Source organism: Atopococcus tabaci DSM 17538 (assembly GCF_000429585.1).
In the GTDB taxonomy this organism is placed as follows: Bacteria; Bacillota; Bacilli; order Lactobacillales; family Carnobacteriaceae_A; genus Atopococcus; species Atopococcus tabaci.
In genome coordinates this window covers 1-16,799 of sequence record NZ_AUCD01000002.1, presented here as the reverse complement: position 1 = coordinate 16,799, position 16,799 = coordinate 1, and the positions used below count along the sequence as shown (strand labels likewise).

Here is a 16,799-nt window from a genome sequence, read left to right as displayed (position 1 = left end):
TCCAAATCCTCCTTTTATTCAAAACAGTTCGCCATTTCTTTCGGGTCTTTCGTTTGTTCCAGCAGGATTAACAGCTTGATGCGGGCTTTCGGTCCGCTGAGTCCGGGCGCAAAAATCACGCCGGCTTGTTTTAATTGTCTGCCGCCGCCTTCATAATCGTAAATGTCCTGTGCGATGCCATTGAATGCGCGTGAGACCAGGACGACAGGGAGGTCGTTTTCTAAGAATTTCTTCAATGACGGCAAGACCGCCGGTGGTAAATTCCCGGCACCCAGCGCTTCAATCACCAACCCGTCCGGTTTCATTTGAAACACCGCCTCAAGAAGCTGACTTTCCATACCGGCGTATGCCTTCAACAATGGAACCGTATGGCGGATGGTATCGACGGGAAAATGCTCCCGCTCCACCAGTTTTTGAAAGAAGTGGACGTGGTTTTTAGCTAAAATCCCAATCGGGCCAAATGTCGGTGTACGAAAGGTGGCGACATTGGTTGTATGGGTTTTGGTGACGTGGCGGGCAGCGTGGATCTCTTCATTCATCACTACCAACACGCCTTTGTCCGCGGCTTCTTCGGACATCGCCGTCCAGACCGCCGCCTGCAGATTTAAGAGCCCGTCTGCGCCGATACTGTCTGCCGGACGCATCGCACCAGTCAACACAACGGGAATCGATGCATGCAGTGTCAAATCCAAAAAGTAGGCCGTTTCTTCCAACGTATCGGTGCCGTGGGTCAAGACGATGCCGTCTGCTTCATCGGCCTCTACGGCGCGTTCGATCCGTTCTTTCATCGCGGTCATTTCCTTGAGGGTGATGTGCGGAGAAGGAAGTTGGAACAAATCTTCCGCTTTGACGTGCACCGCTTCTCCAAACAAGTGCCGGTAGTGATGCAGCGGGTTTTCCGAACTCGGGCGGACATCGCCCGTAGTTTGGTCGGTGCTCATGGAAATCGTCCCGCCTGTATGCAGCAACAATATTCGTTTCATTTTATGCCTCCAACAAAAATCCGTCTGTTAATTAAAAAAGGGGTTGAACCGTTTCTCGCGGCCGATGGTCGTTTCTCCGCCGTGTCCTGGGAGTACTTTCATATCCTCCGGCAACGTCAACAAATGTTTTTCAATGCCTTGCAAGAGCTGCTCGGGATCACTGCCGGGAAGGTCGGACCGTCCTACGGTACCTCTGAACAAGGCGTCGCCGGTTACGACAAAGTTGTCCTCATAAAAGACGAAACTGACCCCTCCTGGGGAATGTCCCGGTGTGGGCACAACAGTGAAACGGAAACCTTCGATGTCGTATTCTTCAAACAAGTTGAATTCCACATCTGCCGGACGTGCCACCACTGGATGCGGATGACGGGCAGAGAGATTCAATTCCGGATCGCCCAGCCAATCCTGTTCTTCTTCGCTTACATAAACGGGAATTTCATAGTCTGTGCGAATATCTTCCAATGCTCCGATGTGATCGTAATGCGTATGCGTCAACAACACCGCCACCGGTCGGACACCCAATTCTTCCAACTGGTCTTTGATTTTGCTTGTTTCATCGCCAGGGTCTACCACCAACGCATTCGTTCCTTTATAAAGGATATAACAATTTTCTGGAATCCATCCAGTCTCGATTCTGCGGATATTGATCATTTCATTTCCCTCCAGTGCTTCTTCCTTTTCAGTATAACGGACTTTCGTGGAGGAACAAAATAGAAAAATAGAGCGGCTGTTAATTATAACTATTGCAAAATGATAACAAATTCAATTAAATGAGCTTACTGTTTGCAAAATTTTTGTGTCAGAGTTACCATAAGTGTGGAAACAAAATCAAAGGAGGAATTGTTTTATGGCAGACACAGAAGTAAAAGATTTTTTGAATAAGCTGGTCGCTACACAGGGGTTGTTTTACATTCGACTCCATCAATTTCACTGGTACATCAAAGGACCGCATTTCTTCACACTGCACGAAAAATTTGAAGAATTGTATGACGAAGTGACGGAAAACTTGGATGAAGTCGCCGAGCGCTTGATTGCTATTGGAGGCGAACCGTATTCCACCTTGGGTGAATTCAAAGAGCATTCCATCCTCGAAGAACGCGTGGAAGACAAAAATCTTTCGGAAGACGACATGGTTAAAGCGGTCATCAAAGACTACCAGACGATGCGCGCCTCTCTTGAAGAAGGCATCGAACTCACGGATGAAAAAGGGGATTTCGTTTCCAACGACATGTTAATCGACATCAAAGAAGACGTCGACAAAACACTGTGGATGCTGCAGGCATTCATCGGGAACAACCCACTGGATGACATCAAATAAACCAACCCCATTCACAAGAGGCTGGGACAAAAGTCCCAGCCTCTTGTGCGTTTCCGAATAGGCTAGCGAAAATGCGCTCCAAAATGCAGACCCGACGTCCACTTCACGAATAATGCTCGAGGGGCTTCGCCCCTCATCCGCTTATTCGCTCCAGTTGCCATAGCCGTTGCCGCTTTAGCGGCTTACGGATATGGTATGCGTTAGAAGGTTCGGGTCTAAACGCATTTTGTCCCGCTCTCTTGTTTTTTGCTCCCGGGAGAGATGTTTGAGATAATGGACGAGAAAAACTTGTGAGGAGTGAAGGTATGGGAAAAAAAGGAATTTTGGCTCTACATGAATTGACCGAAGAACAAAAAGAAACCATTCAAAAAATAGCACCGGACTATGAATTGGTGGAAACAAAAGAAGACGAACTCGTTTCCGACTTTCCGTTGGAAGCCATCGAAGTGGTGTATGGGTGGGGCGCACTGGGAGAACAAGTGGCGTTTAAAGAAGGATCTCGTTTGAATTGGGTCCAGACGGCTTCTGCCGGAGTCGATTATCTGCCTTTGGAACAATTGGAGGAAAGAGAAGTAGCCCTGACCAATGCGAGTGGCATCCACAGCACAGCGATTTCAGAATCCATCTTCGCGATGCTTTTGAACCACACGCGTGGCATCGGTCACGCATTACTTAAACAGCAAGAAAAGAAATGGGACCCGGTTGAAAGCTTGGTGGAGTTGAAGAACCGGACGATGATGATTGTCGGTACCGGACACATTGGGAAAGAAACCGGCCGGATTGCCAAAGCATTCGGCATGAAGACCATCGGCATCAACCGCAGCGGACGCGAAGTTGACTACATGGATGAGCTGTTTACGCAGGACGACCTGTCGCAGCATCTCAAAAAAGCCGATGTCGTCGTGAACATCCTGCCGCTCACCGAACAGACGGAACACTTTTTTAACCGCGACTTGTTTAAAGAGATGAAAAACAGCGCCATTTTCATCAACGTGGGACGGGGCGGAACGGTCCGCACAACGGATTTGATCGACGCGTTGGATAACGGAGAGCTGGCACACGCCGCTTTGGACGTGTTTGAAGAAGAACCGCTTCCGGAAGACGATCCGCTATGGGACCGTGAAGATGTCTTGATCACCCCGCACTTTTCCGGAGTGCTGGAGGATTACGAAGCTAGTTTGTTCCCAATTTTTGAGGAAAACTTAAAAGCGTTTGTTGAAGGAAAGGAACTGCCGCGCAATGTGGTGGACTATAAAAAAGGATACTGAACGCGCAAAGGAGGAAAAGCTCGTTGGTAAATAAAAATAGCGTATTCATCATGGGAAGTTATGTGACCGATCTGACAGCGCGGGCGGATCGGCTGCCGCAGCCGGGAGAGACTGTGTTAGGGAAATCGTTCCGGACCGGTGCCGGAGGAAAAGGCAGCAATCAGGCAGCCGCTGCAGCCCGTCTCGGGTCGGAAGTGTCCTTGGTCACCAAGCTGGGGGATGATGCCTTCGGGAAACTGGCGCTGGACCATTTTCAAACAGAAGGCATCGACACCACCCACATTGCCATCGACAAGGAGCGGGCCACCGGATCGGCCCTTATTACGGTTGACGACGAGAGTGAAAACATGATTGTCGTGACGCCGAGTGCATGCGCCAACATCCATAAAGAAGAGATTGAAAAAGCAGAATCCAAATTGGCGGAATCGGCAGTGGTGTTGACTCAGCTGGAAACCAACCTGGATGCAGTGGACACCACCTTGCAATTGGCGGAAAAACATGGTGTGCCGGTCATCTTGAATCCGGCGCCGTTTCAACCGATTCCGGATGACTGGTTGAAAAAAGTCACGTACTTAACTCCCAATGAAACAGAAGCCGCACAGTTGACCGGTATGCCGGTTGATTCTGTCGAAAGTGCCACAGCGGCAGCGCAAACATTGCATCAACTGGGCGCTGACAACGTATTGATCACACTTGGGAAAAAAGGCTGCCTTCTCTATAATGCAGAACAAAAAGGGAAGGTGTACGACGGTTTTCCGGTCCACGCGGTGGACACCACCGGCGCAGGCGATGCGTTCAACGGCGGTCTGGCTTATGCACTGGCAAACGAGTATGGGTTGGAGGACGCCATCCGGTTTGCGAATGCCGTTGGCGCCTGCGCCGTCACCAAAGAAGGCACTGCTCAAGCGATGCCGACATTGGAAGAAGTCATGCAATTTTTAGACAGCGAAAAGGAGGCGGTTAAATGAACATTGTTGTGTTGGAAGGTTATACCACCAATCCGGGAGACTTGAGTTGGAAAGAATTGGAAGAACTGGGCGAGGTGACGCTGTATGACCGAACCTCCTTGGAAGACGAAGCGGAAGCGATTGAGCGGATTGGAGAGGCGGAACTTGTCTTTACCAATAAAGTTCCCATCACACAAACCGTTTTGGAGGCGTGTGCCAACATCCGTTTTATCGGGGTTTTGGCGACCGGATACAATGTCGTGGATATTGAAGCCGCCCGCGAACGCGGCATCACCGTCAGCAACGTCCCGGACTACAGCACCGATTCTGTCGCCCAACACACCTTTGCGCTGTTGCTTGAAATCACCAATCAAGTGGCGCACCACAGCCGGGAAGTCCACAACGGAAAGTGGGAACACCACGAAGATTGGACGTTCTACGATTATCCACTAATGGAACTGTCCGGAAAAACGATCGGCATCCTCGGATTCGGAAAAATCGGGCAGGCAGTCGGAAAACTCGCCCGGGCTTTTGGTATGAATGTACTGGCGTATAACCGCAGCGAGAGCGAAAGCGGCAGACAAATTGCAAACTACGTTTCAAAAGAAGAACTGTTGGCGCAGGCCGATGTCTTGTCCTTGCACCTGCCGTTGACGGAAAAGACAAAAGAAATAATCAATGCGGACGCTATCCGCCAAATGAAAGACGGCGTGATTTTGTTGAACACGGGAAGAGGACCGCTGATCAACGAACACGATGTTGCCGAAGCGTTGAATGAAGGAAAAATATATGCCGCCGGACTTGATGTGGTGAGCACCGAGTCTATCCAAAGCGACAATCCGCTCTTAAAAGCCCAAAATTGTTTCATCACCCCGCACATCGCCTGGGCCACCAAAGAAAGCCGCCAGCGCTTGATTGACATCAGCGTGGAAAACGCGCGGGCGTTTTTGAGAGGGCAGCCGGTGAATGAGGTGGGGTACTAAAAAATATAGATTTAGATAAGAAAAGGACGAAACATTTTTCATGTTTCGTCCTTTTCTTATCATTTCTAATGAGATTGAACAACTTGTTTTTGAAGAGGTACTTCTTGTACCTTATGATGCCAAGAAATAGCGGTTTCATTTATAACTTTATTTAATTCTTCTATATTTTTTCTTCCTTGAGTTTGTAACCAATCCCGTCCAGCTTGTTCACCTTCAGAGGCATATGGTTCAACTCCATCTTTCCAGGTTGCTCGCCCGCAAAGTACCCCATTGAAAGTGGAGCCAGCATCTCGAGCAAATTTCAATGTATCTTGAAACATCTGAGCTGAAACTCCTGCACTTAAAAAGATAAATGGCAAGTGAGTTGACTCACTTTGTTCTTTGTAATATTGAAGAGCTTCTTTTTGGGAATGAATCGCTTCTTCATTAGAAAAGCCTTCCACATAATTCATGTTGACAGGAACTTCCACTTTCAAAACGTCTACATTGTACTGTGGTTTAGAGAATTCTTTCATTGCTTCAATCACTTTACGAGGTTTCACTTTTGCGTATTCTTTACTTTTTACATCCTCTATACGAGCATCATATGTTAAAATTTCCAAGAAAAATGGAATGTCTTCTGCCAAGCATTCCGAACCTACACGCTCCATGTAAACATGCTTGAATTCATTAATTTCCTCAGCTTCATCCACATCGTAATACAATAAAAACTTCACCGCGTCTGCACCGGCTTCTTTCAAGCGTTTCACGGACCATTCTTCCAATAGATCAGGTAAACGCCCGGGCTCAGTTGCGTCATACCCAGTTTTTTCATAGGCAAGGAGTAGCCCGGCATTTTTATCGCGTTCTCCCGAAGCTGGAATGCCGTATTCAGGATCCAAAAGGATAGAACTGGCATATGGAGTCAATTCTTTAGAGATAAGTTTTTTAAATTCAATAATTCCTTCATCACCAATTTCTTTCGGGCTCGCGTTCGCAATCATTTTCTTTAAAGAACCGCGCTGATCGATTGCTAATGCAGAGATAACACCGTTCTCGTCTGATAGCCGTTCCAATGCTTGATATTTTCCTGCGCTGATTGTTAACATTTTTTTAGCTCCTTATTTGAGTTGTTAAAAGCAATGTGAAATAATCAATCAATTTTTTGAACGTGGACTTGGTCATAATACTTTTGAAAGTAATCTTTATTAACTGACCCAGTTTTGGCTTCCATAGTATTCAGCATACCTGTTGCCATACCGCTCTTTAAGACGGATTCAGGTGATTGGCCTTGGTGCAAAGCGATGGCAAAACCGGCGATTGTAGCATCTCCAGAACCGACTGGATTTACAACTTCAATTTTGGGTATTGTAACTTTATAAAAGGCGTTCTTGTTCTTAGCGAAAGCTCCTTCAGCTCCTAAAGAAACCACAATCCACTCCAAGCCATCAAACATTTTATGATTTAGAGCTTCTTTCAGTTCGCTTGTAGTTGTCACAGATTTACCCAATAATTCGCTGAGCTCTGTTTCATTGGGTTTAATCAGTAGAGGTTTATCCTCAGTTAAAAGGGATTCTTTTAAGTAATGTCCACTAGTGTCTAATAAAGCCTTTACATTCTTCTTTTTACAGAGTGAGAGGAGGGAGGCATAGTAATCGTGTGGCAGCCCCGTTGGAAGACTGCCCGAAATAGTTACTAGAGATACGTTTTCTAGTAACTGAATCAATTTTTTTTTGAAAGACACTCCTTCAAATTCATCTAAAACGGGTCCCGATTCCAGAATTTCTGTTTGTTTACCGTCATGTAGAATGGCGATGCAGTTTCGCGATTCTTTATCAATTTTTAGAAAATCATGTTGGATTCCTTCAGTATCTAAATTTTTCAAAATGTTATCTCCGATAGTGCCACCAATGATTCCGGTAGCTTTAACCGACTCATCCATTTGAGAGATGACACGTGTGACATTAAGACCTTTTCCTCCTGCAGTTTTGTTTACCGACTCGACTCTATTTACATCATCAATTTTAAAAGAATCGAGAGGGTAGGAAACGTCAACAGATGGATTCATTGTAATTGTTAGAATCAATTTAGTTCACCACCCTTTCAATAATAACTTTTTCATACGGTAATCGATACGTTATTGTAAATGGGTTAATCGTGATATTCGCCGTTTTCCCATTTCTCTAAAAACTCTTCGAACTTTTTATCTGTTTCTTGTAAATTAAAGTTATCGCTTTCAAGGTGTGCTATTTTTTCGATTAAAGCATCATTTTCTTGAGACTTTTCATATTCAGCTTCAATAAAGTTATCAATGCAAGCGAAAATGAGGTGTTCGCCAGTGATTTTTCCACCAAATCCGATTACGTTTGCATTTAATTTCTCTTTCGCATAACGGGAGGTAGTAATGTCCCGTACCAATGCAGCTCGAACTCCGTTTACTTTATTTGCACCGTTGGAGATTCCTACACCTGTGCCACAGATGACAACCCCTAAATCTGCTTCTCCTGATGCGACTGCTTCTCCTACCTTTTTTCCATAGATAGGGTAGTGGGTGCGTGTGAAGTCATACGTACCTACATCAATAACTTCATGTCCCTGCTTCTTTAAGTAATCTGAAACGGCAATTTTAGTGTCTGTTACGATATGGTCATTTCCTAGTGCAATAATCATCACGTATTCTCCTTTTGTATAATTGGATTTTTTATTAATAGAATTGAATGAAAAAGTCAGCACATAGCATCGAGCATATCCACACGAATTTGATGGCGTCCGCCGGAATACTCAGAGTTGAGGAAAACCGCGACAATATTTTTGGCCAATTGTTCGCCTACTATTCCTGATCCTAAAGTAATAATGGAAGAATTATTATGATCTCTTGTCATTTTTGCAGAGTGTTCATCTGAAACTTCAGCGGCAACAATCCCTTTTAACTTAGTTACAGCCATAAAGGAGCCTGCCCCTGTTTTATCGAATAAAATCCCGACAGCGCCTTCATTTTTTCTTACGCCGTTTGCAACGGCTAAGCTTGATTCAATAAAGTCTACTGCTCCTTCAGGAGTAGTGTCTGTTACTTCCACTTCACTCATTTCTTCTGCAAGGTACGTCTTGATTGTTTCTTTTAGTTCCAACCCGTCTTTATCTGATCCTAAAAATACCATCATGATAACTCTCTCCATTTCATATATGTTAGTTTATTACCCTGGTATATTGTTCCAATACTTGCTTTTGAACTGTTGTGAGGTTTTCATCGGTGATGATTGCGGTGGTTTTATCTAAATCGTAAAAGCTGAAAAAGTCCTCTTTTGCAATTTTGCTGTGATCAGCGACAATGTAAGTCTCTTGAGCATTGTCCATAATAATGCTTTGCGTGGTTCCTTCTTCTTCGTTTGAAGTAAACAGATTATTATGATTAATTCCATTAACGCCTATGAAAGCTTTTCTTACTCGTAATTTAGACAAAGCTTGGTTGGCGATGCTGCCTACGAAAGCTCCCGTACGTTCCCGGTAACTTCCGCCAATTAAAATTAAGTCATACATATTGCTTTGGTTAAACTTATTGAAAACGTGGATAGAATTTGTCACTACTCGCATTGGAGTTACTTGAAGATAATCATAAACCATTTCAATAGTTGTACCTGGACCTAAAAATATCGTGTCATCTGATTCAATTAATGAAGCAATTTGTTTAGCTATATATATTTTTTCAGAAGTGTTTATCTCTTGTTTTTCAGAATGGGAAAGTTCTTTTTTAGATAAGTTTTTAGGAAGCTTGGCACCCCCGTGAATTCTCTGGATTAATCCTTCTTCTTCTAATTCTTTGAGATCTCGGCGAATAGTCATTTCAGTTACGCCTAATTCAGTCGTTAAATCAGCTACTCCGATAATTCCATGCGTATTTACGAGCTTTTGAATTGTCTCGAGTCGTTGTTCTTTTAAAATCTCAAATAACCTCCTTTCGATTTATGTTTGGGAATGTTTGTTATTGTTTCTTTACATCAATTTATCACCTGTATAAACCAATGTCAACAGAAATATTTAATTATGAAAACGCTTGACAAGCTATTAAAGCAGTGATAACTTGTAATTAACAAAATAAAACATTTTGTAAAAAAAACAAACATTTTCATATGTTTTATAGGAGGAGACAAAATGATGAATAGAGTAGAAGCGAATATGGTAGGATTTGAAATTGTTGCTCACGCAGGGGATGCTCGATCAAGTTTATTAGAAGCAATAAGTGCAGCTGAAAAAGGGGAATTCGATAAAGCGGAACAATTAGTAGAGGAGGCGGGCGAAAGTATCAAAGAAGCTCACAATGCACAAACACAAATGTTGGCACAAGAAGCAGCAGGAGAAGAAGTGGAAGTAGGATTTATTATGGTACACGGACAGGACCACTTGATGACTACTTTATTATTGCGCGATATAGTAGGGCACTTAATCAATCTTTATAAGAAAGGATGAAACTAAATGAATAGTTTAGTTGCTCAAATCGAAAAAATGAAACCGTTTTTCGAAAAGGTTTCTAGAAATAAATATTTGAGAGCTGTTAAAGATGGTTTCATAGCGGCTATGCCGGTCGTGTTATTCTCAAGTATCTTTATGCTAATCGCCTATGTACCAAATATTTTCGGTTTTTATTGGAGCGAAACGGTAGAGGCCTTAATTGTCAAGCCGTATAACTACTCGATGGGGATTTTAGGATTGCTTGTAGCGGGAACAACCGCAAAATCTCTGACCGATTCCTTTAACCGAGACTTGCCCAAGAATAACCAAATCAATAACATCTCTACATTGTTAGCTTCTATTGTCGGCTTCTTGTTGCTGGCAGCTGATCCTGTTGAAGGAGGATTTGGCAGTGGGTACTTAGGAACTACAGGGCTCTTATCTGCTTTTGTTTCTGCGTTCATCGTAGTGAATGTCTATAACCTTTTCATCAAAAATAACATTACTATTAAAATGCCAAAGGAAGTTCCACCAAACATTTCGCAAACATTTAAAGACTTATTGCCATTTGCAGCTTCGGCAATGATTATTTACTTTGTCGATATTGTCGTGCGGAATGTGGCAGGCGCAAACTTTGCGCAAATGGTTATTGAATTATTCCAGCCGTTATTCTCAGCAGCGGATGGATATGTTGGACTTGCGATTATCTATGGGGCTATGTCGTTCTTTTGGTTTATTGGTATACATGGACCTTCTATCGTAGAACCTGCAATTTCGGCTATCATCTATCTCAACTTAGACGCCAATTTACAAATGTTTCAAGCTGGAGAACAAGCAACACATGCTTTAACACCAGGTATTCAATATTTTGTTGCAACACTTGGGGGAACAGGCGCAACATTCGTAGTCCCATACATGTTTATGTTTATGGCAAAATCCAAACAGAATAAGGCGATTGGGAAAGCTTCATTTATTCCAACTTCTTTCGGAGTGAATGAACCAATTTTATTTGGTGGGCCGTTAGTGCTTAATCCAGTTTTCTTTATTCCGTTCATACTTGCGCCAATTATGAACGTATGGGTGTTTAAGTTCTTTGTTGATTTCCTCGGTATGAATAGTTTCATGTACTTTTTGCCGTGGACAACACCTGGACCTATTGGATTGGTTCTTGGAACTGCATTTCATCCACTATCGTTTGTTTTGGCAGCTTTGCTATTAGTGATGGATGTATTAATCTACTACCCATTCTTTAAAGTGTATGACAAACAACAAGTCGAAAGAGAACAAGAAGAAGTCATTTCTAATGAAGAGTTAACTGCTCCAGAATTCGATGGGGATGTAGCAATCCAAGCATCCGAAAGCACGATCAAGGATGAAAAAAATGTGTTGGTGTTGTGTGCTGGAGGCGGAACAAGTGGACTTTTGGCTAACGCGTTGGAAAACGGTGCGAAAGAATACAATGTCCCTGTAACGGCTGCGGCAGGTTCATACGGTACACACAATGATATTATGAAAGATTTCGATTTAATCGTATTGGCTCCTCAAGTGGCTTCGAATTATGAAGACATTAAAAAAGATGCGGATCGTTTAGGAGTCAAGTTGGTCAAGACGAAAGGGAAGGAATACATTTCCCTCACCAATAACCCTAAAGGAGCATTGGACTTTGTTTTAAGTACGTTAAATTCAGAGGGCGAAGAAGCATCTGATACTACTCAATTATCTCAGGAGGGAATTTAGTGTTGAAATTACCAGAAGATTTTATTTTTGGAGGAGCAACGGCTGCATATCAAGCTGAAGGAGCGACAGCTAAAGACGGGAAGGGGAGAGTGGCTTGGGACACTTTCTTAGAAGAAAATTATTGGTTTAATGCTGAGCCGGCCAGTGATTTTTACAATCGTTATCCTGTCGACTTAAAGTTAGCAGAGGAATTTGGAGTGAATGGAATCAGGATTTCGATAGCATGGTCCCGTATTTTTCCAAATGGTCATGGAGAAGTCAATGAAAAAGGGGTGGAGTTCTACCACAAGGTGATTGATGAAGCACAAAAACGTGGAGTGGAACCCTTTATAACATTGCATCACTTTGATACTCCTGAGGCTTTGCACAAAGAAGGAGACTTTCTCAATCGGGAAAATATTGAGCATTTTGTGAATTACGCAAAATTTTGCTTTGAAGAATACGGTGGAAAAGTCAAATATTGGACCACTTTCAACGAAATTGGGCCTATAGGAGACGGGCAATATCTGGTAGGTAAGTTCCCACCGGGGATTAAATATGATTTCGGGAAAGTATTTCAATCCCACCACAATATGATGTTGGCTCATGCAAAAACTGTGAAACTATTTAAAGAGAATGGTTATCCAGGAGAGATTGGTATTGTGCATGCATTGCAAACAAAATATCCTCACGATCCAAATAACCCTGCAGATGTTCGGGCTGCCGAACTGGAGGATATCATCCACAACAAATTTATCTTAGACGCTACTTTCAAGGGTGAGTATTCCAAAGGGACTATGGAAGGTGTAAACCATATTTTTGATGCTAATGGCGGCTCACTGACGATAAGTGACGAAGATATGGATATTCTATACGAAGCAAAAGATCTAAACGACTTCTTAGGAATTAATCACTATATGAGCGACTGGATGCGAGGATACGATGGTGAAACTGAAATCTTCCATAACAGCACTGGAGATGAAGGAACTTCAGCTTACCGAATCAAAGGAGTAGGCGAAAAAGTATTTGATGTAGATGTTCCACGTACAGACTGGGATTGGATGATTTATCCTCAAGGATTATACGATCAGATTATGCGTGTGATGGAAGAATATCCTAACTATAAAAAAATATATGTAACGGAAAATGGTATGGCCTATAAAGACGAATTTAACGATGGGGAAATTGATGATCAACCAAGAATCGATTATATCGAAGGGTATTTAAAAGCTATTCATCAAGCGATTGAAGATGGGGCGAACGTACAGGGATATTTTGTTTGGTCGCTAATGGACGTGTTTTCTTGGTCGAATGGTTACAATAAGCGCTATGGATTATTCTATGTCGATTTTGAAACCCAAGAAAGATACCCTAAAAAAAGTGCGTATTGGTATAAGGAACTAGCTAAGACAGGAGAATTAAAGGGTTAAGGAGAAAAGGCAACTTGGTGTTGAAAGACATTAGGTTGCCTTTCTTTTAAATGAGTAGTACAGAGAGCTTCACATTATCAATTCTTCTAGAGAAGGGGTTACACAAATGACGGTGAAAAACAATTTTCCTACAGATTTCCTTTGGGGAAGTGCAGCTGCTGCTTATCACTTTGAAGGGGCAACAAATCAAGACGGTAAAGGGCCTGCTGTTTTTGATGTAGTTCCAAGCACTCAAGATAAACGAACGAAACAACCAGAATCAGGAAACTTAAAGCATGAAGCAATCGATTTTTATAATCGGTACGAAGAAGATGTAGAGTTGTTTGCGGAACTTGGATTAAAATCTTTTCGAACATCTGTCAACTGGACGCGTATATATCCTAATGGAATTGAAGAAGAGCCAAATGAAGCGGGGTTGAAGTTTTATGACAACTTATTTGATAAGCTGCTCGATAATGGAATCGAACCCATCGTGACAATCACCCATAGTGGGGAGATGCCCCTTTATTTAGCCGATAATTATAATGGGTTCGCAAATAAAGAAGTGATCGCTTTCTATGAAAAATATGTACGAACGATTGTAGAAAGATACCAACATAAAGTAAAATACTGGCTGACCTTTAATGAAGTAAATGGCACTCCGGATATGCCTTTTTTCTACGCAGGTGTATCTCAACCAAAAGAAACAATCACAGAACAAGAAATGCATCAAATCATTTTTAATATTTTTCTAGCAAATGCACGGGCAATAAAAATCATAAAAGAAATTAACCCTGAATTACAAGTTGGCTGTACAACCATACAAGGGCCCTATTATCCAATGACTGCAAAACCTGAAGATTTCTTTAAATCCTACATCGATAACCGTGACCGATTAGCTTATACAGATGTGCACGTATTTGGCGAGTACCCAAGATACAAACTTAAAATGTTCGAAGAAAAAGGGATTAATCTGGATGCCACTGAAGAAGAGTGGAAAGACATAAAAGAGAATACTGTCGATTATTTGGCGTATAGTTATTATTTAAGTGGGGTTTCTGATGCTGGTGCTGTCTCAAAAGAAGAGGACGATGACGGTGTTCGAAAAGCAGTAAATGTTATCAGCAATGAAGAAAATCCTTATTTGGAACATAATGAATGGGGATGGTCGATTGATCCGGTGGGTCTTCGTACCATGCTGAATATTCATTGGGATCGCTATGGATTGCCGCAATTCATAGTAGAAAACGGTCATTCTCAGATTGAAGACTTAGAAAAAGATGCAGACGGTAACTTAACTGTTGTGGATGATTACCGAATAAAAACTTTGAAAGAGCATCTGCTACAATTAAATGAGGCTATTGGAGATGGCGTAGATGTGATAGGTTACACGAACTGGGCAGTTATGGATTTCGTTAGTGGAACAACTGGAACAATGGAAAAAAGATGGGGTTTTATTTATGTTGACCGCCATGATGATTTCTCGGGGACTATGAAACGATACAAGAAAAAAAGCTTTGATTGGTACAATAAAGTAATTGAAACAAACGGCGAGTATTTATTTCAATGATGACTAAAAAGGGCTTGTGCTTAAAATTTTAGTGACGTGAAGATGAGGTTAAATCTGTGGTCTTTTTGTGGTTTAGAGCATTTGAATAAAGTGTTGCCTCACGCAGCTTCGTTTTTTGTTACAATAAGTGTGAGACTATAAATGGAAGGGTTGAATTGTGTGCTGATTAAATTGCTCGAACCACTTAGAGTGCCGAATGAATTGATTGAAGAATTGGCCCAGCCAATTAAAGAACGAGGGCATGAGTTTGTTTATTATGAGGAGAAAACGACCGATGCCAAGGAGTTGGCTGAACGCAGCAAAGATGCGGATGTGGTCATGATCGCCAACAATCCATACCCTGCAGAAGCCATCGAGCAGGCGGATCAGTTGAAATTCATCAACGTGGCATTCACTGGAGTTGACCATGTGGACGGGGAAGCTGCGAAAGAAAAAGGCGTGAAAATCGCCAACGCAGCTGGGTATTCCGATCAGTCCGTGGCTGAATTGGTCATCGGACTGACACTGGATGTGTACCGCTCGATTTCACAAGGCAATGCGGATATCCGGAAAGAAGACTTCCCAGGCATGATTCAAGGAAGAGAAATTAAAGGCAAAACGGTCGGCATCATCGGGACAGGAAATATCGGGATGCAGACTGCTCGTTTGTTCAAAGCCTTTGGCGCCAACTTGATCGGCTACAATAATTCTGAGAAAGAAGAAGCGAAAGAACTGGGACTGGAGTACGTGTCGTTGGACGAATTGCTGAAAACCAGTGACATTGTGACGGTTCACTTGCCGCTGAATGAAGAAACGGAAGGCTTTTTGTCGAAAGAGAAGCTGAGTTTGATGAAAGAGTCTGCCGTGTTGATCAACTGCGCACGCGGACCGATTATTGACAACGACGGCTTGGCAGAGTTGTTGAATGAAGGCAAAATTGCAGGCGCTGGTCTGGATGTGTTCGATATGGAACCGCCGATTCCTTCAGATTATCCGATTCTGCAGGCAAAAAATGCCGTGTTGACTCCGCACGTGGCATATTTGACGGACGAAGCGATGGTAGAACGGGCGAAAATTGCCTTCGACAATACATTGGCGTTCCTGGAGGGGAACCCGCAAAATATTGTGCAAGAATAAGGAAATACAGTAAGAGGTCGGGCGATATGCCCGACCTCTTTTGCGTCTGTCGATTTCTATTAATGAAGTGAGCGTAAATTTATCCCTCACTCCATTAATAGAATAGCCTAATCAATAGAGCAGAGCCAAAAAAATACCCCAGATCATGAATTGAAGGGTCCAATTGATGGAGTAAGCCGAAACTTCAACGCCACTTCATGAATTGGATCTTTTCTGGCCGCTCATCTGGCTGCCTCATCTTCAATTACATATCCGAATAGTACAATTTGTATTCAATATCTTGCGGGTAGTTGCCGAATTCCTTACCGAAAATGGTGAGCCCGCCGACATGGTCGGCGTGTTTGTCCACTTCAAAGCGGATTTTGGTGAGGGTCTTGTCAAAATTGATATGACTTAAGTTGATGTCTGAAATGGGTTCGCCGTCTACCAATGTTTCATACGGCGTCACTCTCAAGGTGCGGAACAACCCGTACTGACTGTTTTGCCGCGGCCACCATTGAGGAGTCAGTTTCCCTCTGACATCAGAGAAGTTTCCTGGAACCGTCCATGTCCCCACATGCGTATCATTGATGTAAAACGATATGTCAGACGGCCAGTTGTGGCTGTGCTGCCACTATCCGGACACACCTTACGGGATGGAGCGGGTGGCATTGTATGAAATAGAGGCGGCCGGGAGAGACGATACAGCTTTCCGAGTGAGTGTGCTGAATCTTTAATGCTGTATATACTAAGCAATGAGGAGGCTGGGACAAAAGCCACTAAATAAAAACGACGAGAAATTAGATTAACTAATTTTCTCGTCGTTTTTGCTATATATAATTAGGCATACAAAAAGCACCCTGATATAATATTAGTAACGACACTAAACATTAAAGGGGTGCTTTTTATGTACGTACAATATAACATGAATCAAACTTCACTTCCATTAGAATTATCTACTTGTATTGATCCCAACCATATTGTTTTTTCTATCTATAACTTTGTCGATTCATTAGACGATCATTACTTTAAAATTTTTGAGACTCAGGACGGTCGTCCTGCCTATCACCCAAAACCACTCATCA

General features: G+C 42.9%; 18 protein-coding genes. 10 read left to right on the top strand and 8 right to left on the bottom strand.

What is annotated here, in order from left to right; genetic code table 11:
• Positions 1-14: 14 nt before the first annotated feature.
• Both G470_RS0100670 and G470_RS0100665 read right to left on the bottom strand, forming a co-directional pair.
• Entirely contained in the window at positions 15-983 is a 969-nt protein-coding gene (locus tag G470_RS0100670; protein WP_028273145.1) for an asparaginase, read from the bottom strand.
• Between the two features lie 27 nt (positions 984-1,010).
• A complete protein-coding gene (locus tag G470_RS0100665) occupies positions 1,011-1,634 on the bottom strand; it encodes an MBL fold metallo-hydrolase (protein ID WP_028273144.1) in 624 nt (207 codons plus the stop codon).
• Between the two features lie 196 nt (positions 1,635-1,830).
• Here G470_RS0100665 and G470_RS0100660 point away from each other — a divergent pair, with 196 nt between their 5' ends.
• From G470_RS0100660 to G470_RS0100645, 4 genes are all read left to right on the top strand, one after another.
• Entirely contained in the window at positions 1,831-2,301 is a 471-nt protein-coding gene (locus tag G470_RS0100660) for a Dps family protein (protein WP_028273143.1), read from the top strand.
• Positions 2,302-2,606: 305 nt separating this feature from the next.
• Entirely contained in the window at positions 2,607-3,569 is a 963-nt protein-coding gene (locus G470_RS0100655) for a phosphoglycerate dehydrogenase (RefSeq protein ID WP_028273142.1), read from the top strand.
• Between the two features lie 23 nt (positions 3,570-3,592).
• On the top strand, positions 3,593-4,537 hold the full coding sequence (rbsK, locus tag G470_RS0100650) for a ribokinase (RefSeq protein WP_205617860.1): 945 nt from the start codon (positions 3,593-3,595) through the stop codon (positions 4,535-4,537).
• A complete protein-coding gene (locus G470_RS0100645) occupies positions 4,534-5,499 on the top strand; it encodes a D-2-hydroxyacid dehydrogenase (protein ID WP_028273140.1) in 966 nt (321 codons plus the stop codon). The genes rbsK and G470_RS0100645 overlap by 4 nt, the downstream gene beginning before the upstream one ends.
• Positions 5,500-5,564: 65 nt before the next feature.
• Here G470_RS0100645 and lacD read toward each other — a convergent pair whose 3' ends face one another.
• The 5 genes from lacD to G470_RS0100620 form a co-directional block, all read right to left on the bottom strand.
• Positions 5,565-6,587, bottom strand: coding sequence for a tagatose-bisphosphate aldolase (gene lacD / locus G470_RS0100640; protein ID WP_028273139.1), 1,023 nt, complete (start codon positions 6,585-6,587; stop codon positions 5,565-5,567).
• 44 nt (positions 6,588-6,631) lie between these two features.
• On the bottom strand, positions 6,632-7,564 hold the full coding sequence (locus G470_RS0100635) for a hexose kinase (RefSeq protein WP_028273138.1): 933 nt from the start codon (positions 7,562-7,564) through the stop codon (positions 6,632-6,634).
• A gap of 65 nt (positions 7,565-7,629) precedes the next feature.
• Entirely contained in the window at positions 7,630-8,148 is a 519-nt protein-coding gene (gene lacB, locus G470_RS0100630; protein WP_028273137.1) for a galactose-6-phosphate isomerase subunit LacB, read from the bottom strand.
• Between the two features lie 56 nt (positions 8,149-8,204).
• A complete protein-coding gene (gene lacA, locus G470_RS0100625; protein ID WP_028273136.1) occupies positions 8,205-8,639 on the bottom strand; it encodes a galactose-6-phosphate isomerase subunit LacA in 435 nt (144 codons plus the stop codon).
• A 25-nt stretch (positions 8,640-8,664) separates the two neighbouring features.
• A complete protein-coding gene (locus G470_RS0100620; protein WP_276202772.1) occupies positions 8,665-9,390 on the bottom strand; it encodes a DeoR/GlpR family DNA-binding transcription regulator in 726 nt (241 codons plus the stop codon).
• A 240-nt stretch (positions 9,391-9,630) separates the two neighbouring features.
• Between G470_RS0100620 and G470_RS0100615 the strand changes: the two genes are divergently transcribed.
• The 5 genes from G470_RS0100615 (at position 9,631) to G470_RS0100595 (ending at position 15,735) form a co-directional block, all read left to right on the top strand.
• The gene (locus G470_RS0100615) at positions 9,631-9,942 is read left to right on the top strand and encodes a PTS sugar transporter subunit IIA (RefSeq protein WP_028273134.1); all 312 of its coding nucleotides are present in this window, start codon (positions 9,631-9,633) and stop codon (positions 9,940-9,942) included.
• A gap of 6 nt (positions 9,943-9,948) precedes the next feature.
• Positions 9,949-11,661, top strand: coding sequence for a lactose-specific PTS transporter subunit EIIC (locus tag G470_RS12235; protein ID WP_051258334.1), 1,713 nt, complete (start codon positions 9,949-9,951; stop codon positions 11,659-11,661).
• Positions 11,661-13,070, top strand: coding sequence for a 6-phospho-beta-galactosidase (gene lacG, locus G470_RS0100605; RefSeq protein ID WP_028273133.1), 1,410 nt, complete (start codon positions 11,661-11,663; stop codon positions 13,068-13,070). The genes G470_RS12235 and lacG overlap by 1 nt, the downstream gene beginning before the upstream one ends.
• A 106-nt stretch (positions 13,071-13,176) precedes the next feature.
• Positions 13,177-14,619 (top strand): glycoside hydrolase family 1 protein, encoded by a 1,443-nt coding sequence (locus G470_RS0100600; RefSeq protein ID WP_028273132.1) that lies wholly within the window; start codon positions 13,177-13,179, stop codon positions 14,617-14,619.
• Between the two features lie 159 nt (positions 14,620-14,778).
• The gene (locus G470_RS0100595; protein WP_028273131.1) at positions 14,779-15,735 is read left to right on the top strand and encodes a 2-hydroxyacid dehydrogenase; all 957 of its coding nucleotides are present in this window, start codon (positions 14,779-14,781) and stop codon (positions 15,733-15,735) included.
• A 244-nt stretch (positions 15,736-15,979) separates the two neighbouring features.
• Here G470_RS0100595 and G470_RS12230 read toward each other — a convergent pair whose 3' ends face one another.
• Positions 15,980-16,291 (bottom strand): hypothetical protein, encoded by a 312-nt coding sequence (locus tag G470_RS12230; protein ID WP_051258333.1) that lies wholly within the window; start codon positions 16,289-16,291, stop codon positions 15,980-15,982.
• Positions 16,292-16,316: 25 nt separating this feature from the next.
• Here G470_RS12230 and G470_RS14965 point away from each other — a divergent pair, with 25 nt between their 5' ends.
• Entirely contained in the window at positions 16,317-16,451 is a 135-nt protein-coding gene (locus G470_RS14965; RefSeq protein ID WP_276202771.1) for a hypothetical protein, read from the top strand.
• Positions 16,452-16,799 lie beyond the last annotated feature (348 nt).

Excerpts from the sequence above, each read along its gene's own strand:
- G470_RS0100670 (WP_028273145.1), bottom strand. The coding sequence starts at position 983 with ATGAAACGAATATTGTTGCTGCATACAGGCGGGACGATTTCCATGAGC.
- G470_RS0100665 (WP_028273144.1), bottom strand. The coding sequence starts at position 1,634 with ATGATCAATATCCGCAGAATCGAGACTGGATGGATTCCAGAAAATTGT.
- G470_RS0100660 (WP_028273143.1), top strand. The coding sequence starts at position 1,831 with ATGGCAGACACAGAAGTAAAAGATTTTTTGAATAAGCTGGTCGCTACA.
- G470_RS0100655 (WP_028273142.1), top strand. The coding sequence starts at position 2,607 with ATGGGAAAAAAAGGAATTTTGGCTCTACATGAATTGACCGAAGAACAA.
- G470_RS0100645 (WP_028273140.1), top strand. The coding sequence starts at position 4,534 with ATGAACATTGTTGTGTTGGAAGGTTATACCACCAATCCGGGAGACTTG.
- lacD (WP_028273139.1), bottom strand. The coding sequence starts at position 6,587 with ATGTTAACAATCAGCGCAGGAAAATATCAAGCATTGGAACGGCTATCA.
- lacB (WP_028273137.1), bottom strand. The coding sequence starts at position 8,148 with ATGATTATTGCACTAGGAAATGACCATATCGTAACAGACACTAAAATT.
- lacA (WP_028273136.1), bottom strand. The coding sequence starts at position 8,639 with ATGATGGTATTTTTAGGATCAGATAAAGACGGGTTGGAACTAAAAGAA.
- G470_RS0100615 (WP_028273134.1), top strand. The coding sequence starts at position 9,631 with ATGAATAGAGTAGAAGCGAATATGGTAGGATTTGAAATTGTTGCTCAC.
- G470_RS12235 (WP_051258334.1), top strand. The coding sequence starts at position 9,949 with ATGAATAGTTTAGTTGCTCAAATCGAAAAAATGAAACCGTTTTTCGAA.
- G470_RS0100600 (WP_028273132.1), top strand. The coding sequence starts at position 13,177 with ATGACGGTGAAAAACAATTTTCCTACAGATTTCCTTTGGGGAAGTGCA.
- G470_RS14965 (WP_276202771.1), top strand. The coding sequence starts at position 16,317 with ATGTCAGACGGCCAGTTGTGGCTGTGCTGCCACTATCCGGACACACCT.